Below are 20,965 nucleotides of genomic sequence, written 5' to 3' on the forward strand. Positions count from 1 at the left end.
ATTGGTATTATTTGAACAACAAAAAGATGCTATTGGCAAAGGTGAAAGAACGCTTTTGGTGTATGTTGAGTTGACAAGTAATAAACAGTCGCACAATGCTCAAGTTGAATTTAAAGAACTAGCTGAGTCTTCAGGTCTGAATATCGTTAAAACCATTAAAGTGAATTGTAACTCAGTATTAATTCGATTTTTTATTGGCACAGGCAAGGTTGAAGAAATCGCAAAAATAGTAGAGGATTCAGCATTGGATTTGGTGATTTTTTCTCCTGAATTATCACCCTCTCAAGAACGTAATTTAAAAAAATCTTTGAAGTGTCAAGTGATGGATAGAACGGGATTAATCTTAGATATCTTTGCTTTACGTGCCAGTTCTTTTGAAGGTAAGTTGCAAGTAGAGTTAGCACAACTTAAACACTTATCAACACGCTTAATTCGTGGTTGGACACATCTTGAGCGTCAAAAAGGCGGCATCGGGCTGCGTGGTCCTGGTGAAACTCAGTTAGAAACTGATAAGCGATTAATTGCTATACGTATTAAAAATATTACTAAGCGATTGTATAAAGTACATAAACAGCGTGATTTGGGTAGAAAATCACGCACTAAAAATGAATTACCTATGATTGCTTTAGCGGGCTATACTAATGCAGGTAAATCAACTTTGTTTAATGTCCTTACTAATGCAGAAGTATTTGCCAACGATCAACTTTTTGCAACCCTTAATTCAACCATTAGACGCGTGATACTGCCTGCATCTGGAGAAGCAGCAATTGTTGATACCGTGGGTTTTATTCAAGATTTACCTCATGACCTTGTTGATGCGTTTAAATCTACATTAGAGGAGACTAAATGCGCTAATGTTTTATTGCATATTGTTGACGCAGCTGATGAGTATAATATTGAGAAAATTGCTCAAGTTGAAGATATTATTTTTGAGATTGGTGCAAGTAATATACCAAGTATATTGGTGATGAATAAAATTGATTGTTTAGATAATTTTGTGCCACGCATGGATCGTGATGAAAATGGACATATTCATAGAGTTTGGCTTTCAGCACAAACAGGAAAAGGTATCGATTTTCTTCATCAAGCTCTAGCTGAACAGCTTAGTGGCATGATGACTCGTGCAAAAGTTCACCTGGATGTTGGTAGTGCATATATCCGTAGTAATATTCATGACATTGGACATATCCATCATGAAAAAGTGGATGATTTTGGGGCTTGGGTACTTGAAATCTTTGTTACTAAACACTATCTATCTAAATTACTAAACTTTAAAGGCGTTACATTGCTATGGGAACAGAGCTCACCAACGAACAAATTGATCTAAGTAAAAGTAATATTCCACTATTGCCTTTAAGAGATGTAGTGGTTTTTCCACATACGGTTATTCCATTATTTGTTGGTAGAAAAACCTCTGTTAATGCGATCACTCAAGCAATGGGGGCCAATAAATACATTTTTTTAGTGACCCAAAAAAATGACAAGGTAGAAGAACCTTTGGGCGATGATTTGCATCAAGTGGGCACGTTAGCAACTATTTTACAAATGCTAAAATTGCCCAATGGTACCATCAAAGTTTTGGTTGAAGGAGTCAGACGCGCTAAGATTGAAAAAATTGTACAAGTTGATGGTTTTTCTGAAGTGAGTTTGAGTGAATTTAGTTTAAAGTCAAATGACGATACTGAAATAAAAGCAATGATGCGCCTAGCATTAGACGGTTTTGAAAATTATATTAAGTTAAATAAAAGAGTACCAGAAGAGGCGCTTAAAGTGTTACAAGAGGTTAGCGATGTTGAGCGTTTTAGTGATATTATTATTGCTAATTTGAATCTTAAAGTATCTGAAAAGCAAGCTTTATTAGGTGATGATAATGCTCAAGATAGACTTAATAAAATCTTATCGATCATTCAAGGTGAGATTGATGTGTTAGGCACTGAGAAGAAAATTCAATCACGCGTGCGCAAGCAAATGGAGTCTAATCAGCGTGATTATTATTTGAATGAGCAAATGAAGTCTATTCAAAAAGAATTGGGCCAAGCTGAAGATGAAAATGAAATTGAAGAATTACAAGCCAGTATTTATAAAGCTAAAATGTCAAAAGAGGCTAAGGAAAAAGCACAAAGCGAGCTAAAGAAGCTTTCGCGTATGTCGTCACACTCATCTGATGCTTCTATTATTCGCACTTATATTGAAAACTTATGTGATATGCCATGGAAAAAGAAAACTGTTATTAACAAGGATCTTAATAAGGCGCAAAAAATTCTTGATGATGATCACTATGGCTTGGATAAAGTTAAAGAGCGTATTTTAGAGCATTTAGCAGTACAAACACGTGTCACTCATAATAAGGCTAATATTTTGTGTTTAGTAGGTCCTCCAGGTGTGGGCAAAACATCTTTAGGCGAATCCATTGCTAGAGCGGTTAATCGTAAATACGTTCGTATGGCACTTGGTGGTGTTCGAGATGAGGCAGAAATTCGTGGTCATAGGCGTACTTATATTGGTGCCATGCCAGGATCAATCATACAAAAAATGCAAAAAGCGAAGGTCAAAAACCCACTTTTCTTGTTGGATGAGATTGAAAAAATGGCAAGTGATTATCGTGGTGATCCTTCTTCGGCTATGTTAGAAGTGTTAGACCCAGAACAAAATCATACTTTTAATGATCATTATTTAGAAGTCGATTATGATTTATCACAAGTCATGTTTGTGGCAACTGCCAACTCACTTGATTTACCACAGCCGCTTTTAGATAGAATGGAAATTATTGAATTGTCTGGCTATACTGAAGATGAAAAGGTTGAAATTGCCAAGCGCCATTTAACTAAAAAAGCAATGGATAGCAATGGTATTAAGAATAGTGAAATTAAGTTCCAAGATGGCGCTATTTTAGACATTATTCGTTATTACACACGCGAAGCAGGTGTGCGTGGTTTGAGTAGAACGATTAGTACCATTTGTCGAAAGGTAGTTAAAGAAGTGGTTTTAAAAAAACGTAAAACCAAAGCTAATATTGATGTTAAAAGTTTGGCAAAATATTTAGGTGTTAGGAAATTTCGTTTTGGACTAGCTGAACAAAATAATCAAGTGGGTGAAGTAACAGGGCTTGCTTGGACTTCGGTGGGCGGGGATTTATTAACCATTGAGGCGACAGCTTATAAAGGTAAAGGCAAACTCAACTATACAGGCCAATTAGGTGATGTTATGCAAGAATCAATTCAAGCAGCAAAATCTGTAGTTAGAAGTAGAGCCAAGAAATTTGGTATTGATGAGAATTTTGATGAAAAACTAGATATTCACATTCATGTTCCTGATGGTGCAACGCCAAAAGATGGACCTAGTGCAGGTGCAGCGATGATTACGGCACTAGTATCAGTACTTACGGGTAGAAAAGTTAAATCTGATGTTGCTATGACGGGGGAGATTACACTTCGAGGTGAGGTTACTCCAATTGGCGGGCTGAAGGAAAAAATGTTAGCCGCATTGCGTGGTGGTATTAAAACAGTGATTATCCCTGATAATAACGAGCGTGAATTGTCTGAAGTGCCTGATAAAATCAAAGGAAAACTTAAAGTTATTCAAGTAAAATGGATCGATGAAGTTCTGGATATTGCTTTAGAAAAATAATATTTAATCTATAAAAAGCACTCAATAAGTACCCTTTTAAAACTTAAGGGCGAATGTAAAAATAGTTTTGTTATTGTAACTCCCCATACGAGCCACCAGAGGGTACGGTATTAACCTCCTGTTAGTGTTGTAAACTTGCCTTTTGCACTTAACGCTTTTCATTGTATTGTGATAAGCGCTGCTATGGGTTCAACACGATCAGCGTTTTATTGATTTTGGTTAATATGCTTAAATCAGGGCTGTAGACTAGAATATTAACATTAACATTAACATTGTCAATACCGTAGTGTTTTTGTAAATTAACGACGTTATTTAAAATAATTTTTTGTATTCTAGTATGATCTGTGTTAATTTGAATTACGTATTTCTGATTTGGATGGTTAGCGTTAATAATACAATTATTTTAATTCTGAGTAATATTTTTTTTATTTCTCTCTAGCTCTCTATGGTATAAAAAATACCCATAAATTTCTTTGGTTTTTAAACCACCACTCGTGTGCTCCTAAGTTTTAAAATTCTTAAACTCAGTAACGTTCTTGTATTCACTTTTCTATATTTTTATTTTTCATTGGCGTACAAGTCATTGATATTTTTGATAAATCCGTTTATCTAGATTTAAACACTGAGTACAATCAAATCTCTGTTGATAAAAAAGACAGTAAAACAAATACCAACTCAAAGAAGTTGGTAGTACATTTATGTAACGCTCTACTCTGCAGACTTAGATAATACTAACAAGTTAAACAATAAAATTTCTTCAGGATTAAAAACTCGAGTTATTAAGTTTTTTAATCAGTTTGGTTCTGGTCGTACTGAACATTAGCATTCATGAACTTAGTTCAAAAAAGCTAGACTACAGTATTAAAATTATTCAACCAATCTCTGAGTTAAACGATAATAGTAAAGACTTTAATCTTCTTCCAAGATTAGCTTACTTCTCTCAGATAAAAAAAGACAATCGTTGATAATACTAAAAAGGTCTTATCAGGTTATGACATTCAACTCACTTACACCTGCCTTGAGCAAAAATTAAAGGCGATATTCTTGGTATAGAGGTTGAACCAACTTCCTCTGATTAGTTTTGAATTTTGACAAGAAGATAACAACACCATAAAAATAACAAGTTATGATAAATTAAGCTTTAAATTATCCTTTAATGACAATGAGTAACTTACAAAATTTATCATTGTTGACAAACCTTTTAAAGCTAGTAGAAAAAATGAACTTAGATAAATTTACTTTATGTTAGTTTTATTATTTTGGCGTAATAAAAGCCATCAAAATTATCAGTGGGTAGTTGTTGTCTGCCTACGGTAGTATTAATGCCCCAATCTAGCTCTATTTTGATTTCTTTAGCGTCATAGTGAGTGTTTAAAAAATATTTGATTTGTTGTTCATTTTCAACCTTTAAAATTGAACAAGTAGCATATAGCAGTATGCCACTTGGTTTTAGCATTTGCCATAGGTTTTCAAGAATATTTTTTTGTAGAACAACTAAAGTGGTGATGTCTTTAGGCTTGCGTAGAAGCTTAATGTCAGGGTGACGGCGAATAACTCCTGTGGCTGAACAAGGTGCGTCAAATAAAATTTTATCAAATAGTTGGCTATCCCACCAATCTTGGTTTTGTGCACTACCTAGTATTGTTTGGATATTTGTTATTTTAAGACGTTGTGCATTTTGGCTTATTTTTATGAGTCGCTTATTATCATTATCAAGCGCAATAACTTTGCATTGTGGTGCTAATTCGCACAGATGCGTAGCTTTACCACCTGGTGCGCTGCAAGCATCTAAGATTAAGTCAGTATTTTTTGGATTTAATAGTGGTACAGACAACTGGGCTGATGCATCTTGGACGTAACAAGCTCCTTGTTCAAACTTTACTAAGTTAAATACTGTAGTGGCTTTATCTAACACCAAGGCTTGTGGCGTTATGGCGAGTTTTTGAGACGAGATACCTTCTTGTTGTAGTTGTTGTTGATAATGGTCTAAATTAAGCGAGGTGTGTACGCGAATAGTCATAGGTGCTTGGGTGTTGTTTTGTTTAAAAATTGTTTCAAAATCATTTGGATAGTCGCGCTTAATTTTTTTAACTAACCAGCTTGGGTGCGAGTAATGCACTTGTTGTTGAAGTATTTTTTTATCTCGATCAATTTTCCTAAGTATAGCGTTCACCAAAGCTTTTGCCCAAGGTTTATTGAGCGCATTAACAACATTAACGGTTTCAAAAATACTGGCATGTATAGCAATTTTTGAATAAAGTAATTGATAAGCACCCAAAAGCATCAAACAGTGAACATCAAGGTCTTCTTTTTTAAATGAGTGTTTAAGTCGTTTGGAAACAATATCATTCAGTTGATGATAAAAGCGAATCGTACCAAAAACCAAAGATTTGATTAAGGGTGTGTCATTATCTTTTGGGTAGTTAAAAGCACTGAGCGATTTTTTGTTGATAATGACGGAATAAATCGCCTCTAGTGCAATAAACCTAGTGATATTATTTGCCAATTGTTGCTTTAATTTTTTGTAACAAAATGGCGGGTGTCATATAACCAAGTAAATGCGTACCATCTTCTAAGAAGATGGTAGGTACACCATTTACACCTAGTTGCTTAGAAATTGCTAATTGGTTAGCTACTGGATTATGACAAGTTTTTAAGTTGAGTATAATTTTATTTTTCTTATAATCATCCATCGCTTTGACTGGGTCATCAGCGCACCAAATTCTTTCCATTTTTCCTTGCGCTGCTGGGTGTAAGGATGCAAGTGGCGAAGCGAGATATTTAACAGTAATACCTAAATCATTCATCTGCTTCATACCATTATGAAGTTTTTTACAAAATGGACAGTCAACATCAGTAAATACATGGATAATATATTTTTCATTTTTTGCTGGGTAAATGATTTTGTCGTGATCATCAATTGTGTTAATTAAGGCCTGTTTAATCAATTTAACATTACCATTCATTGGTATAAGTTGTCTAGCGGTAGTGGTTAAATCAACAACATTATTTTGGATTAAATAACGATCATTTTTAGATACTAAAAGAGAATCAATGAGATTACGGAGAGTTATCTCAAAAATATCGCTTAATGGTGTGTTGATAATATATTGTTTGTCAATCGTGCCAAAAAATGGATACAGAGTGTTAATAATTGCGTTTTTGTCTGCAAAAGCATTATTAGAAAATAAGACGGTTGTGATGAATAGTAATTTAAGCATGATGAAATCATTGGCTGAATAAACTTATTAATTTTACCTTTTTGAGTAGAAAAACAGGTATTATATTTTTTAACGAGGTTTTAAGATGAAATTTTCACTGATTAATGAAACAGTTCAATGCTTTGAAGGTGATAGTGTAGTTGTCTTTTGTAATTCTAATACGGTTTTTGATGATAAAAATATTCAAAAATTGATAACACTTAATCATTTCGAGCCTAAATCTGAAAGAGTGCTATTATTGAGCTTGGTTTCTGGTTTTAAATCTAAACAAGTGATTGTTGCTGGTCTTGGCGATACGCCTGTAGATGCTAAAGCCTATGTTAAAACATTGAACACTGTGAGTGTTGTACTTGCTGAAATTAAGGCAAAAAATTTGATGATTCAAAGTGTTAAAATTATAGGTTTTAATGAGTCATGGGTGCATAAAATAACTGCCAAGGTAATGCATAATGCGACTTATAAAGTTCAAAAAATAGGTGATGATAAGCAAGGCAGTGATATTGAGCATATTGCTATTCAATCTACTATGGATAATACTAGTGCCTTAATGCAAGGCCAGGCAATTGCTGATGGTATGTCTTTAACACGCTATTTAGGGGATTTACCACCTAATGTCTGTACACCTAGTTATTTGGCAGATACGGCCATGTCCTTAGCTGAAGAGTTTAACCTTGAATATGAAATCTTGGAAGAAGCGGACATGAATAAACTTGGTATGGGGTCGTTATTATCAGTTTCTAAAGGCTCAATTGAGCCGCCAAAACTCATTAGTTTAAGTTACCAAGGTAATGGCAATGAAAAGCCGATTGTACTAGTGGGCAAAGGCGTTACTTTTGATAGTGGCGGTATTTCGATTAAACCTGGCGCAGGTATGGATGAGATGAAATATGATATGTGTGGTGCAGCTTCTGTATTAGGAACAATGCGTACTATTGCGAAAATTAAGCTAAATATTAATTTGGTTGTTGTGGTTCCAGCAGTTGAGAATATGCCAGCACATAATGCTTCTAAGCCTGGTGATGTTGTTAAGTCTATGTCAGGGCAAACGATTGAAATTTTGAATACAGATGCAGAAGGGCGTCTTATTTTGTGCGATGCACTTACTTATGTTAAGAAATTTAACCCAAACGTGGTGATTGATGTTGCTACGCTTACAGGTGCAGTAATTATTGCACTAGGTAAGCATAATTCTGGGCTTATGAGTAATGACCAAGATTTGGCTAATGATATTATCTGCGCTTCTAAAATTTCACTTGATGGCGTGTGGCAATTACCCATTGAAGATGAGTATGATGAATTGTTGAAATCAAATTTTGCCGATATGGCAAATATTGGTGGGCATGAAGCAAGCTCTATTACTGCCGGTTGTTTTTTATCCAGATTTACCCAAGATTATCGCTGGGCACATTTAGACATTGCTGGTACAGCATGGGTAAGTGGTGAAAAAAAAGGTGCAACAGGCCGTCCAGTATCGCTATTAACGCAATTTATTATGAATCAAGTTTAAGATTATAATATTTATTTTGATAGTAAGGTAAGTAGTTTGCATTATACAATTTGCTGATGATAGCAAGAAAACTCTGGGCATCATAATGTAGGGTGATATTGATGTAAATTCAAGAAGGTGAGGTGGACGTGTTATTGTCGAATGAATCTGAATGGTAAATATTCACCAAAGGTGGTTATTTGGTTTCCTAAATAGTCAACATTTCAACTTTAAGTTGAAAGTAATTGAATTTATTATTAAGTGTCTTTATCTAGCCAAACATCAATATCTTCGGCGCAAATTTCTAAATCACTTTTAGTTTATTGGCATATTGGCAAAGTAGTTATAAGGTTGAGAAGGATTTCTTTAATAGCCTTAATACGATTTATGTTATATTTTTTAGGTGTTGATAATAATTCAATCCATTATATGTTCAATGAGCATACAATGGATTGAATTTTGATTAAAATAAATGCAGCTAAAGTGTGTTAAATAAGTGAATTTTAGTTTAAAATTCATTGACTAATTTATGGTTTTTCCACATTTTTGGGTCAAATTATATATGGGCAATTTGTGGGGAAATGAGTTTACTTTGGTTAGTATCAAGCTATCGATAAATCTTAATATCCGCTTTTCCAAACGTTATTTCATCATTATTTTTGGCAATGATGATACGTTATTTTTATATGGGGATTAAATCACCTAAAAATTGTTTAAAAAATAATTCACCATAGGTTTGAAAAACACCTGCACGTAATTTTGATGGGTCAATTAAATGCTTGTAACCATATTCGTGGACAAAAACCCATGGCTTTAGGTAGATATGTTTGATAAGTTCATTTGTATTCACACCTGCATAGTCTAGGTGAATGTGGGTTAATAGAATATAGTTGATACTTTTACGGCTAATATTTTTTGCATTTAGTGTGGTTAAAAGGTTTGGTATTGAAAGATGGCACCTGTATTAATAAAAGCAATTTATCCATTATTTTCAATTAAATAACTAGCCACAAGGTCTTTACGTGTGTATTGTATCAATCGTAACATTAAAATCTAATTCGTGATGAATGGATTTAATTTTCTGTATGTTTAAATTTTTATTCTGACATAAAAAACCGGTCTAAAAGACGATTTTTGAATATAACGATAGTTTTTTTTCTAAAAATCACCCTCTGCACCACCATTTTGAATAGCAATTATCATTTTTTGAACAGCCAATGCCTTTTTAAGCAAAAAATCTGGTAATGGTGCACCACCGTAAATCATGGCATTCATATCCAATGTATAGATCCATCTTTGCCCTTGCTTGTCTTCAATTAATGCGAGTCTACAAGGTAGGTAGGCTGAAAATGCATCTGAATGGTCAACCATAGTCATAGCTATACGTGGTGAGCAGTATTGATAAATTTTTAAAAATCTTTGTTTTTTACCAGTCTGTAATTCAACCATTTCTGATAAGGGTAACATACCCACAGAACGTATACCTTCAGCAATTGCAATACTCTCCATTGCTTCCTCAACGTCAGAATTTGAAACATCGTCAGCTACTTTTACACGTACAATAGAGGCCATGGCAGTATCACCTGTATCAAGTAAAGTGTTGGTCATTGGCATATAAACTTTTGCCATAGACTCTGGATGTAGTTTTGGTGAAATTATTTCACTAATAATCTTTCCAGTCACACCATCGTATTTGATTTGTAGTGATACGGCATAATAAGTTGTAATGGTGCCGATGATAATTAATAGCCATTTAACTAGATTGACAATTCCACTCATTTCTCTTTCCTGTTGTTAAAATTAAAATAATTCAGCATTCTATCAGGTTAAAATAAAATAGTAAATGTATCACTATATGCTAATTTTCTAATATTTTTTTACTATACAACTCGTAAACCATTAAAAACAATATTGGTTAAACCAACCACGCCAATAATTTTTCCATTATCCAAAACTGGACAACGAGATAAGCTAAAATTTGTCAATAACCTTGCACAATAAAGAATATCCATATCAGGTCGAACTGAGATGACAGGTTTATTCATAATTTCATATACATTGACTCGGTCAAGAGCTCGGTCTTTAGCAATGACTTTAGAGGCAATGTCAGCAATCAGTACTACGCCGTATTCGTCATATTCATGAGATTTATCAACCAAAAGCATTTTAGTTTTTTTATGTTGCATGTTATTAAGTGCATTTTGCACGGTACATTTTGAATCAACAATATCGACTTGTGTCCACATAACATCTTTTACTAGGATTGGTGTTGTATTGTTAGTCATTATATTTTCTTCTCTATAGTGTGTTCTAGTGCATGAATTTGATGCATGACGCCAACAGCATCCTCTACATCGATTTGAAACGCAATCCCTTCTTGTGGACTGGATTCAAAGTGACCTGTATCAGAAATTGTTTCTAGTATACCTCTAGAAAGGTGTTGTTCTACAAGTAGCAATAAGACATCTCTAGGTGTTTCAATGTTGAGCCCTAAAAATGTTTTGTTGTGTTTGAGACCTTCTCCTCGAGCTTGAGAAATAATGGTTGAGCCTGTGGCACCTTTTGTTCTAGCAGCCTCAAGTATTTTGTCAGTTTTGTCAGAATCAACAAAAGCGATAATCAGTTTAAAATGCATAATGTCTCCTATTTTTTATCTTGTTTTAAAAATTTTATAATTTGTACATAAGCCATTACGCTCATAATTGGAAATAGTGAGGCAAAAGCGATTAAACCAAAACCATCAATGAGTGTAGAACGCCCATCAATTGTACTTGCAAGTCCAAGTCCAAGGGCTGCAACCAGTGGTACGGTTACGGTAGATGTGGTGACACCACCAGAATCATAGGCAAGTGCAATAATATTTTTAGGTGCAAAATAGGTTTGTATCAGTACTACAATGTAGCCAGCAATAATAAAATAATGCAATGGCAATCCAGTCACAATGCGAAAACTGCCGATGGCAATACCCACAGCCACACCAATGGCAACTGCAATTCGTAAGGGCCATACTTTAATGAAACCACCAGAGACTTGATTGGCTTTAATAGCAACCGATAGTAAGGATGGCTCAGCAATGGTTGTGGCAAAGCCAATACTAGCTGCAAAGATATAAACCCAATAATAATCACTCCAACTAAGCGCATCACTACCAATAAAATTACTTGATGTAAGCTGATTTGCCATTAATTTTCCTAGAGGGAATAGTACTTTTTCCAATCCAACAATAAATAAAGTGAGCCCAATCCACACCAAAATAAACCCAATAATAATCTTCTTTAAATGAGGTATTTTTTGTTTAAGAATGATGATTTGGAAACCAAGTAATACCATTACAATAGGAGCTACATTCCAAAACATACTGATAAAGTTATCCACTATGCTCATAGCAATATACCAAATAACATTACTGCAATAATGGGTAATAATGAGGCAATGGCAATCATGCCAAATCCATCGGTTAACGGGTTTCTGCCACTAATTGAACTTGTTAAGCCAACACCAAGTGCAGTGAGCAGCGGTACAGTAATGGTACTGGTCGTCACACCACCTGAGTCATAAGCGATGCCAATGATAAAGTCTGGTGCAAAAAACGTAGTGATAATCACCAAAAGATAACCACCAATAATTAAGTATTGTATTGGCCAGCCTTTTAAAATTCTGAACACGCCAATCACCACAGCTAGACCCACAGAGATAGCCACAGTAAAACGTAATGTTTGTGCATAACTATTGAGTTCTGTTTGTGTATTAACAATACCACCCAGATGAGCAACTTTAGCTGCTTCATTAGCCACCGCTATAAGAGCGGGCTCTGTTACTGTGGTGCCAAACCCTAAGGCAAAGGCGAATAAAAGCAACCAAAAAATTGACCCTTTTTTGACAAAACTATAAGCTAGTACTTCACCAATAGGAAACAGTCCTAGCTTGAGTCCATAGACGAATAAAGTTAAACCTAATAAAATAAATCCTGTTCCAATCATAATATCCATTAAGTTGGGAATGCTTTGCTGAAGCACAACAATTTGGAAAAAAGTAATCACACCTATAATGGGTGCTAAATCTTTAACACTATCAATTAGATTGCTAATAAACTGTTGAACAGTTTTTTTCATGAAAGTCTTTGGCTTTGCGTTATTTTTTTGATGAGAGTATTAAGCCAAACGATAAAAATTTATTTTTTAAGTGATTTTTCATATATTAAGATAGTAATTTCATGCGTTGAATTATAATGTCATCTTATGAATAGCACTTTATTAATTAATGGGAAAAAACAAACTAAGCTCAGCGTACTTAATCGTCTTGTACAATTTGGTGATGGTTTGTTTGAAACTTGTTTAATTGAAGATGCTAAATTGTTATTTTGGTCCAAGCATTTTTCAAGGTTGAAAAAAGGTTACGATAAATTAAAAATTTATCCAGTGAGTGAGACTATTTGGCTTAAGGAAATTGCTAAAGCATTTACTATTTCTAAGTTAGACCAAGCTGTGGTTAAAATTATAATTTCTCGTGGTGAAAGCGTAAGGGGTTATGGCTATGAGAAAAATATTAAGCCAACTCGTATTGTGATTGTTTCTCCTGTACCTGATTTACCTTGGCAATATCATTTGGAAGTGTGTGTTAGTGGTTACTCCGGTAATCAATTGTTGTCTGAAATTAAGCATTGTAATCGCTTGGAGCAAGTTTTTGCAAGGTCAGAATTGCAAACGCAAGAGTGTATTATGTTGGATGAAAATGCTCAAGTCATTTCAGTGACTCAAGGTAATATTTTTGCCATCCGCAATCAGGTTATTTTTACACCTAGTTTGACTGATTGTGGTATTGAAGGCACTCGAAGATCAGTGGTTTTTGATTTGGTACAAGTATTAGGCTTGAAGCTTGAAATTTGTTCTTTATCGTTGTCTGAACTACTTGAAGCGGATGAAGTATTTATTACTAATAGTATGATAGGCGTTAAGCCTGTGGATAAAATTAATCAGCAATTATTCAATCATCATCAAATTACAAATCAATTAATTAGTGCTTTTATACGTTCTAAAAATAATCATTTATCATCAGTTTTGCTTAAATCAAAATCGCCTTATTTTTGTATTTTTAGCTAAATACTTATCAAATTAATTATAGCGATAGTGCACTTTTAGTGCGTTTAAAAGAGCTCACAATGTGTCAAAAACTTAAACTCTCTGTCTCTAAAAAATGTTGAATAAGTGTTAATATTTACCTCTTAAATTGAAAAAGAAATGGCTAATGTATAAGAAAAACTAAAAATTGCATGTGTGTTTATTCGTCGCTTGCAAAGAAACATGTGTTTACAAACCGATTCAAGTATGGTTTATGTATTGAGTGAATATTACCAAGTGTCACTTAAAAAACGAGATTTAAATTTTAATAGTCCTTAATACCTATAGAAATAAAGGTTTACTACCAGGCTCAATCTTCTCGGTAGATGTAAATTATGTACCCACATATAAATGATGTGCTTTATTTTTTTGCTAAAAAGGACGCCACTTACGTTTTTGTAAATATTTATCAACAGCATAAAGATAATATCAACAAGTTTCTAAGAAATCAATAAATATCTATATAAAATATCTAACATGCAAAGAGGAAAATTTATCACTATTGATGGCGTTGAGGGTTCTGGGAAAAGTACGCAAATTGATTTTATTTGTGACTATTTAGTCACAAAAAAAATTAATGTTATTTTAACACGTGAACCAGGCGGTACTGAGTTAGGTGAAAAAATCAGGACATTATTACTAAGCACTGACATCCAATCAATACATGGTGATACTGAGTTATTATTATTGTTTGCTGCTAGAAATGAGCATATTAGGACTAAAATTATACCATCACTTGAGAAAGGTGATTGGGTATTAAGTGATCGTTTTACGGATGCTTCATATGCCTATCAAGGTGGCGGTAGGGGGTTGAGTATTGAGCGTATCACACAGTTGGAAAAATGGGTGCTGCAAGATTTTACCCCGGATGTGACTTTACTATTAGATGTATCAGTTGCACTAGGCATGTCACGTGTTGAATCTAGAGGCCGCAAGGATAGAATTGAACTTGAAACAAATGACTTTTTTAAGCGTGTTAGAAATAGTTATATTGAAAGGTCTAAGCAATTTCCAAAGCGAATTAAGCTCATTGACGCTTCAAAAACACTCGAACAGACCGCACAACAAATAAAAATAATTTTACAAGTATTATGAATTTTCCTTGGCATGCAAATGCATGGTCTAAACTACAAAATATGATTGATCAAGATCGTATGCCTCATGCATTATTGATTACGGGTGTTGAAAAAATTGGCAAATTTGAACTCATGCAACAAATAGTAGGTGTTTTGCTAAAAGATGACGTTATTATTAGAAAAGATAATATCAGAGAGGATTTGGATTATTCTGTATTAATTAGACACTCAAATTATCCTAATATGGTTTATTGCCGTTCAGGAGAAATGGTTGAAAAAAGCAAAAATAGGTCTAAGAACATCCGTATTGAGCAAGTACGTGTTTTTTGTGATGCCTTGAATAAAACCGCCGATCAATTACAAATTGGGGTTATTTTTTATGGTGACCAAATGAACATGAGTGCTGCCAATGGTTTACTAAAAACCCTTGAAGAACCTAGAAAAAATACGCTGATTATTATCTTAGCGCACCACGTTGAAAATTTGCCAGATACTGTTGTATCAAGGTGTCAAAATATATACATTGCACCAGCGTATGATCAGCAAACTTGCCAGTGGTTAATTGAACATATTGGCAAAACTCAAAATGCAGATTTTGATATTCTGCAATTATTAGAAAATACACATGGCGTTCCATTTAAGGCGTTGTCTGAGTTGTCTGATGGCAATTTTATCCATTATCAGCATTACCAAAACCAGTTACTTAATATTGCCATCAATCCATTAATGGTGACACAAATTAAAGAGTTTGAGGGTAATGAGCTAGTGGTTTTAAATTGCTTACAAAATATTGTTATTGAAGGGATTAGGTTAAAGACCATTCATCAAGAAGGTGGATTGATTGAGCTTAATCAAGTCATCAAAGCAGTAAAATTTGAGTTTTTATTCAAACTACTTGACGATATTTATCATACCATTAAACTATCAAAAACCACCGTTAATATTAAGTTATTATTAGATATTATTTTAATTATATGGTCGCATATTACTCATTTAAAACAATATCCACAAATTATTCAATAAATATATAAAGCTCATTTTTTAACAAATAGGAGAAGACATGAATCAATCAGAAACTTTGTTTGCACAAGCAAAAACTGTCATTCCTGGCGGAGTGAACTCGCCAGTTAGGGCATTTAATGGCGTGGGAGGCAGTCCTATTTTCTTTACTCGCGGTGAAGGTGCTTATCTTTTTGATGAGGATGATAAAAAATATATCGACTATGTTGCTTCTTGGGGATCGATGATTTTAGGCCATACCAATCAAGCGGTTATTATTGCCGTTAAAACAACTTTGGAAAATGGTCTTGGTTTTGGTGCACCTACTCAAATTGAAACAAAACTGGCAGAAAAAGTATGCGAGTTAATGCCTTCAATTGAGTTGGTTCGTATGGTCAGTTCAGGTACAGAGGCAACTATGAGTGCCATTCGTTTGGCACGTGGTCATACGGGCAGAGATAAAATTATCAAATTTGAGGGTTGTTATCATGGCCATTCTGACTCATTACTAATTAAAGCAGGTTCTGGCGCTTTGACATTGGGTGTGCCAACCTCACCTGGCGTGCCTAAAGATTTTGCAAAACACACACTGACTTTAGAATACAATAACATTGACCAAGTATGTGAAGTGCTAAGTGAGGTGGGTGCTGAAGTAGCTTGCATTATTGTTGAACCTGTGGCAGGTAATATGAACTGCATCCCACCTATTGACGGGTTTTTGCAAGTATTGCGTGAATTATGTGATGAGTACGGAGTTATTTTAGTTTTTGATGAGGTGATGACAGGTTTTCGTGTAGCACTTGGCGGTGCACAAGCATTTTATAACGTAAAACCTGATTTAACAACATTGGGTAAGGTGATTGGCGGTGGTTTACCAGTGGGTGCGTTTGGTGGCAAGCGTGAAATTATGCAATCGATTGCGCCATTAGGGCCTGTTTATCAAGCAGGAACGCTTTCAGGAAATCCAATATCAATGTCAGCAGGTTTAGTAATGTTAAACGTATTATCAAAAGATGAGAATTTTTATACCATCTTGAATACTAAAGTTCAGAAATTGACAAAGGGTATTTTGGCTAAAGCTAAGGAAAACAATATCGGCATGACTGCTAACGTTGTGGGTGGTATGTTTGGTTTATTTTTTACCGATTCTCAATCAGTGACTAACTTTAAAGAAACTTCACAATGTAATATTGAATTGTTTAAAAAATTCTTCCACCTAATGTTGGCAGAGGGTGTGTATATGGCACCTTCCGCTTATGAGGCAGGTTTTGTTTCCAGTGCTCATAGTGATACAGATATTCAAAATACCATTGATGCAGCTGGACGTGCATTTATAAAATTGACATAAGTTTTTATGAAGATTAATGTGGTTGAATTAGAGCTGATTAATGCTGTTAAATTGCAGGATTATTTTATATCATTTTTTGCTCTGCAAGAATTAACCAAGAGCATGATTTTGTAAAAAGCTTATCAATTGGGTAAATTATTATCTGATAGTGAGTTTAATATACTAACTGGTGCTAGTTCTGGTATTATTCAAGATACATTTGATAGAAAATTAAGCAGTATCGAACTTAATATTAAATCTTCTCTATATTTGAACGAATGTCTATTGTTTGAGCATTTTTTACCAGCTAAGTTGCTTTGATTAAATATACGGACGCTTGTGCTCTATTTCTTGATGATTTTTGGATAGCTGATGAGCCGAAGTATTGACTTTGACGCAAACAAGAAAATACAAGTGTATTAAAATCTTTTTTCTGAGTATGTCGTTTTGGTTACTTGTCATTATTTAGTTTGAAGCACTTATACAGAAAGGTTATATTAGTCTAGTCAACAAGATTTAAATTTATTTTTGCTTTATTGATGAGATAGAACAAATACTAGATAGTATTAAGGAGGTGTAATGGCACTTGCAATTTTTGATTTAGATAAAACACTTATTAAAGGAGACAGTGATTTTCTTTGGGGAGAATTTTTAAGTGAAATTGGTGCTGTTGATGCGGGCACTTATCAAAGTAAAAATCAGTATTTTATTGACCAATACGTACTTGGAAAATTAGACATTAATGAGTATTTAGAATTTTGCTTAATGCCCTTGTCTCAACATTCTATACAGATATTAAATCAATGGCATCAGCAGTTTATGAGCCAGAAAATTGAACAAATTTTATTGCCTAAAGCTCAAGTAGTGGTTGATGCGCATAAAACAAAAGGTGATATTGTAATAGTGATTACTGCCACCAATCGCTTTGTTGCTGAGCCAATTGTGGCTAGATATGGGATTGAGCATTTATTAGCCACTAATCCTGAAATTAAAGAAGGTCAATATACGGGTAAGATTGAGGGTGAGCCGTGCTTTCAGTCCGGTAAAATTAATCATCTTAATAAGTGGCTGAAAGAGACTGGAGAAAACATCAAAGGTGCAAGTTTTTATTCAGATTCGCATAATGATTTACCCATGTTGGAATTGGTAGATTATCCGATTGTTGTCCATGGTGATGATAAACTAAATACCTTTGCAATTGAGCGAGACTGGCAGTGTCTAGACTGGATGTAATGCTGTTTATTTTTTTTAGGCAGCTTTGTTACATATAAAGGTTATGGTTTGAGCCATCACATTCATTAAAATAAGTTGCCGCACCTGCAAATTCAATACCATCAATGAAGTCGTCTTTACTATAGCCAAATAAACCAACTGTCATTTCACAAGCGATAAATTTAACATCAAATTCTTGACACATAGAACGCAACTCATCAAGCGTGGCAACGCCATTTTTCTTCATGGTTTTTTTCATTAAAAAAGTAGCCAAGTATTCTGTGAATGGTAAAGACCAAAAGATATTTGGAATTTTTGGACCAAAATTAATTTTTTGTAGCCATTCAGGGCCAAAAGGTAGTTTCATTGGCATGCCAGGATTTCCAAGAGGAGAAACACGCAATTTAGAGGTGTCTTTTAATAAAAGATTAAGCCCGTAAAAGGTAAAAAATATGGTAACTTCTTTATCCATCGCAACACCGGTAGAGGCAATAATGAAAGGCGGAAAAGCCCAATCAAAAGTTCCTTTGGTGGCAATAATGGTCATTTTTTTATTATCTGACATAATGATTCTCCTATGAAATAATTAGTACTTAAGCCTTTTCAATGTTGAAAATATATTTACCACTTTCTTCAATAGTGGATATAAGCTTGTTACCCGTTTGATTACAAAAAGCTTCAATGTCTTTTACTGAACCAACATCAGTTGAAATTACATTTAAAATTTTACCAGCATCCATTTTTGATAATGCTTTTTTAGTTTTTAAAATTGGCAATGGGCAGTTTAAGCCTGATGCGTCTAAAGTTTCGTCAGCCATTTGTGGACTCCTTATATATTTTATAAAGTTTAAATAATAAACATATTAGAAACAACTAATAAGTTCGACTATTTTAGTCGTCCATCGGTAAAGAGTCAAATATAATAATCGTATGATTAAACTTTTAGTAATGTGGATATTAATAGTTTTATTTGCGTTTGCATTAGAGGTGCTTGAGCTGGCCTTATCCAAGTCGTTATAGGAGCAAAAACAAGGCAATGAATTTTTAAATTATTTGAGACACTATAGTTCTGTGGTGGCGGATATTAAAACTCAAGTTTATTTAAAAAAATTAGGTCAAGAACTGTCTGTTTATAGTAAAAATCCATTTAAGAACCTTAATTTTTTTATGCTGAATGATGATAGTGTAGGTCCAATATGGTTATATTGGTATGTATACTGGCAGTTGCTTAGTTCTGAATCTGAGCTTGCGGTATTCTTTCTCATGAAATATCACATGTTATTCAAAATCATTTGACTCGTTTTAGTGAGAAGACAAACAAACTTATATAATGCTGGAAAATATGTTAGTTACAATATTGAATAATTCCACTATTGCAGTTTCTGGTGTTTCAGAAACTGCACAACAAGGCATTAATTTTATTAGTGCATATGAGTGGGAGGCGGATCGAATGGGCACTAAAATACTATTAAAATATGGCTTTGACCCTAAAGGCATGGCACAATTTTTTTTAAAAATTAAAGACAATCCAGGTGCAAATGAATTTTTATGTATCCATCTACTCAGTATTAATAGAATTTCTGATTCTATACAACGTTTTGTTAGAGAACGTAGTGACTATTGAGCTGATTCATTCGAGTATTTTTAAGCATTAAAGCTAAGGTATTACCATCAACAAAAGCGTATTAAATTGGAAACAAACAAAGCGCTCAACTTGTATATGTACGCTTACGATGCTTAAAAGAAACAAAAGTATCGACAAGCTAAAAATCATATTAATCAACTTTTGAAACTAAATCATGATAATCCAACTTATATTCTTGCGGGTAGAATTTATTCAAAACTGACACAGGTAGATAAGGCATAAACATATTTTTCCAAAGTGAGTTACAGTGAAACTAGCGTGTATTATGTAGCTAAATCTTATGCAGATAATAATAAAATTACCAAGGGTATTACTACATTAAGACGTTACTTAAAACTTAATGTGGGCACTTATCATTCTCATATGTAAGTACTGTAAAGTTAGGTCGCGCGCATATTCACAACGCTAAGGCATTGGTATTGTAAGGCAAGTTAAATGAAGTATTCGTTATCAGCGAGCAAAATCTGTCATCCAGTCGCGAGATTTGTTTGGTGTCTTAACAGTCAGAATTAAGCGCTTAAAGCAGTCGATATATTTGTATCAAAATTTACCCAATTAGACGTGTTACGATTTTCACGCCATTAGATGTGCCTAATAATAAAATATCTGCGCCACGATTAGCAAAAAGCCCATTAGCCACAACTCCAGTAATGCTATTTAGTTTTGTCTCCATTACTTTGGGGTTGGTGATTTTTAAATCTTTAATATCAAGGATTAAGTTACCATTATCAGTGATAAAATTTTCTCTAACTGTAGGCGTTCCACCAATTCTTTGGCTGATTTGATATTTGACATAATTAGATGCCATTGGAATAACTTCAACAGGTAGTGGAAAGTCACCCATTATTGTCACTAACTTTGATTCATCAGCAATACAAATAAATTGATTAGCCACCGCTGCCACAATTTTTTCGCGCATGAGTGCACCACCTCCACCTTTTATAAGATTTAGGCCATCATCTGATTCATCTGCACCATCAATATAAACTGAAATAGTTTCTACCTCATTAAGGTCAAATACTTTTATATCATAACTCTCTAATCGTTGTCTAGTTGCTTTAGAGCTTGCGATAGCCCCCTTTATTTCGTTTTTTATTTTTGCCAATGCATCAATAAAAAAATTAGTAGTAGAGCCAGTACCCACGCCTATAATAGTATCTTTTACTACGTGCTTAAGTGCGGCTTGCGCAACAGCGAATTTCATCTCGTCTTGAGTCATAATGAGCCCCATAGTCTAAATATTAAGTTAAATTAT

23 protein-coding genes are annotated in these 20,965 nt (G+C 34.1%); 12 read left to right on the plus strand and 11 right to left on the minus strand.

Annotated features, from left to right (window positions below; translation table 11 throughout):
* Nucleotide 1 precedes the first annotated feature (1 nt).
* Nucleotides 2-1,327 carry a ribosome rescue GTPase HflX gene (gene hflX / locus RMAG_RS01075; protein WP_011737620.1) on the plus strand — a complete coding sequence of 442 codons (1,326 nt, stop codon included), beginning with the start codon at nt 2-4 and terminating at the stop codon, nt 1,325-1,327.
* On the plus strand, nt 1,291-3,627 hold the full coding sequence (gene lon / locus RMAG_RS01080; protein ID WP_011737621.1) for an endopeptidase La: 2,337 nt from the start codon (nt 1,291-1,293) through the stop codon (nt 3,625-3,627). The genes hflX and lon overlap by 37 nt, the downstream gene beginning before the upstream one ends.
* Nucleotides 3,628-4,867: 1,240 nt before the next feature.
* On the opposite strand, the gene rsmB is transcribed toward lon, so the two are convergent.
* Both rsmB and RMAG_RS01090 read right to left on the minus strand, forming a co-directional pair.
* Nucleotides 4,868-6,133 carry a 16S rRNA (cytosine(967)-C(5))-methyltransferase RsmB gene (gene rsmB / locus RMAG_RS01085; RefSeq protein ID WP_011737622.1) on the minus strand — a complete coding sequence of 422 codons (1,266 nt, stop codon included), beginning with the start codon at nt 6,131-6,133 and terminating at the stop codon, nt 4,868-4,870.
* Entirely contained in the window at nt 6,123-6,848 is a 726-nt protein-coding gene (locus tag RMAG_RS01090; RefSeq protein ID WP_011737623.1) for a DsbC family protein, read from the minus strand. Before RMAG_RS01090 ends, rsmB begins: the two co-directional genes overlap by 11 nt.
* 85 nt (nt 6,849-6,933) lie before the next feature.
* Here RMAG_RS01090 and RMAG_RS01095 point away from each other — a divergent pair, with 85 nt between their 5' ends.
* On the plus strand, nt 6,934-8,355 hold the full coding sequence (locus RMAG_RS01095; RefSeq protein WP_011737624.1) for a leucyl aminopeptidase: 1,422 nt from the start codon (nt 6,934-6,936) through the stop codon (nt 8,353-8,355).
* A 661-nt stretch (nt 8,356-9,016) separates the two neighbouring features.
* Here RMAG_RS01095 and RMAG_RS05780 read toward each other — a convergent pair.
* The 6 genes from RMAG_RS05780 to RMAG_RS01125 form a co-directional block, all read right to left on the minus strand.
* Nucleotides 9,017-9,184, minus strand: coding sequence for a hypothetical protein (locus tag RMAG_RS05780; protein ID WP_157834482.1), 168 nt, complete (start codon nt 9,182-9,184; stop codon nt 9,017-9,019).
* A 308-nt stretch (nt 9,185-9,492) separates the two neighbouring features.
* The gene (locus RMAG_RS01105; RefSeq protein ID WP_011737625.1) at nt 9,493-10,113 is read right to left on the minus strand and encodes a DUF302 domain-containing protein; all 621 of its coding nucleotides are present in this window, start codon (nt 10,111-10,113) and stop codon (nt 9,493-9,495) included.
* 101 nt (nt 10,114-10,214) lie between these two features.
* Nucleotides 10,215-10,619 (minus strand): CBS domain-containing protein, encoded by a 405-nt coding sequence (locus tag RMAG_RS01110; protein WP_011737626.1) that lies wholly within the window; start codon nt 10,617-10,619, stop codon nt 10,215-10,217.
* Nucleotides 10,619-10,969 (minus strand): P-II family nitrogen regulator, encoded by a 351-nt coding sequence (locus RMAG_RS01115; protein WP_011737627.1) that lies wholly within the window; start codon nt 10,967-10,969, stop codon nt 10,619-10,621. Before RMAG_RS01115 ends, RMAG_RS01110 begins: the two co-directional genes overlap by 1 nt.
* A gap of 8 nt (nt 10,970-10,977) precedes the next feature.
* Nucleotides 10,978-11,718, minus strand: coding sequence for a DUF1538 domain-containing protein (locus tag RMAG_RS01120; RefSeq protein ID WP_011737628.1), 741 nt, complete (start codon nt 11,716-11,718; stop codon nt 10,978-10,980).
* Nucleotides 11,715-12,446, minus strand: coding sequence for a DUF1538 domain-containing protein (locus tag RMAG_RS01125; RefSeq protein WP_011737629.1), 732 nt, complete (start codon nt 12,444-12,446; stop codon nt 11,715-11,717). The genes RMAG_RS01120 and RMAG_RS01125 overlap by 4 nt, the downstream gene beginning before the upstream one ends.
* A 126-nt stretch (nt 12,447-12,572) precedes the next feature.
* Here RMAG_RS01125 and pabC point away from each other — a divergent pair, with 126 nt between their 5' ends.
* The 7 genes from pabC to RMAG_RS01150 all read left to right on the plus strand — a co-directional run bounded on the left by pabC (nt 12,573) and on the right by RMAG_RS01150 (nt 18,086).
* Entirely contained in the window at nt 12,573-13,433 is an 861-nt protein-coding gene (gene pabC / locus RMAG_RS01130) for an aminodeoxychorismate lyase (protein WP_011737630.1), read from the plus strand.
* Nucleotides 13,434-13,598: 165 nt separating this feature from the next.
* Nucleotides 13,599-13,730, plus strand: coding sequence for a hypothetical protein (locus RMAG_RS06220; protein ID WP_422851286.1), 132 nt, complete (start codon nt 13,599-13,601; stop codon nt 13,728-13,730).
* A 198-nt stretch (nt 13,731-13,928) separates the two neighbouring features.
* Nucleotides 13,929-14,546, plus strand: a complete 618-nt coding sequence (tmk, locus tag RMAG_RS01135; protein ID WP_011737631.1) for a dTMP kinase — start codon at nt 13,929-13,931, stop codon at nt 14,544-14,546.
* Nucleotides 14,543-15,550: a DNA polymerase III subunit delta' gene (locus RMAG_RS01140; protein ID WP_011737632.1), complete on the plus strand. Its 1,008-nt coding sequence runs from the start codon at nt 14,543-14,545 to the stop codon at nt 15,548-15,550. Before tmk ends, RMAG_RS01140 begins: the two co-directional genes overlap by 4 nt.
* A 37-nt stretch (nt 15,551-15,587) precedes the next feature.
* Nucleotides 15,588-16,874 carry a glutamate-1-semialdehyde 2,1-aminomutase gene (gene hemL / locus RMAG_RS01145; RefSeq protein ID WP_011737633.1) on the plus strand — a complete coding sequence of 429 codons (1,287 nt, stop codon included), beginning with the start codon at nt 15,588-15,590 and terminating at the stop codon, nt 16,872-16,874.
* A 126-nt stretch (nt 16,875-17,000) separates the two neighbouring features.
* Nucleotides 17,001-17,174: a hypothetical protein gene (locus tag RMAG_RS05785; RefSeq protein ID WP_157834481.1), complete on the plus strand. Its 174-nt coding sequence runs from the start codon at nt 17,001-17,003 to the stop codon at nt 17,172-17,174.
* Between the two features lie 258 nt (nt 17,175-17,432).
* On the plus strand, nt 17,433-18,086 hold the full coding sequence (locus RMAG_RS01150; RefSeq protein ID WP_011737634.1) for a histidinol-phosphatase: 654 nt from the start codon (nt 17,433-17,435) through the stop codon (nt 18,084-18,086).
* Nucleotides 18,087-18,114: 28 nt separating this feature from the next.
* Here the strand turns inward: RMAG_RS01150 and RMAG_RS01155 are convergent, their stop codons facing one another.
* Complete coding sequence (locus RMAG_RS01155) at nt 18,115-18,630, minus strand: DsrE/DsrF/DrsH-like family protein (protein ID WP_011737635.1); 516 nt, start codon at nt 18,628-18,630, stop codon at nt 18,115-18,117.
* A gap of 28 nt (nt 18,631-18,658) precedes the next feature.
* Nucleotides 18,659-18,883, minus strand: a complete 225-nt coding sequence (locus RMAG_RS01160) for a sulfurtransferase TusA family protein (RefSeq protein WP_011737636.1) — start codon at nt 18,881-18,883, stop codon at nt 18,659-18,661.
* A gap of 539 nt (nt 18,884-19,422) precedes the next feature.
* On the opposite strand from RMAG_RS01160, the gene RMAG_RS01170 reads away from it, so the two are divergent.
* Entirely contained in the window at nt 19,423-19,689 is a 267-nt protein-coding gene (locus RMAG_RS01170) for a M48 family metalloprotease (RefSeq protein WP_148196282.1), read from the plus strand.
* A gap of 258 nt (nt 19,690-19,947) precedes the next feature.
* A complete protein-coding gene (locus RMAG_RS06110; RefSeq protein WP_268745587.1) occupies nt 19,948-20,079 on the plus strand; it encodes a hypothetical protein in 132 nt (43 codons plus the stop codon).
* 178 nt (nt 20,080-20,257) lie between these two features.
* Here the strand turns inward: RMAG_RS06110 and rpiA are convergent, their stop codons facing one another.
* Nucleotides 20,258-20,929, minus strand: a complete 672-nt coding sequence (rpiA, locus tag RMAG_RS01175; RefSeq protein ID WP_011737637.1) for a ribose-5-phosphate isomerase RpiA — start codon at nt 20,927-20,929, stop codon at nt 20,258-20,260.
* Between the last annotated feature and the right edge of the window lie 36 nt (nt 20,930-20,965).

It is taken from the genome of Candidatus Ruthia magnifica str. Cm (Calyptogena magnifica), assembly GCF_000015105.1.
Classification (GTDB): domain Bacteria; phylum Pseudomonadota; class Gammaproteobacteria; order PS1; family Pseudothioglobaceae; genus Ruthia; species Ruthia magnifica.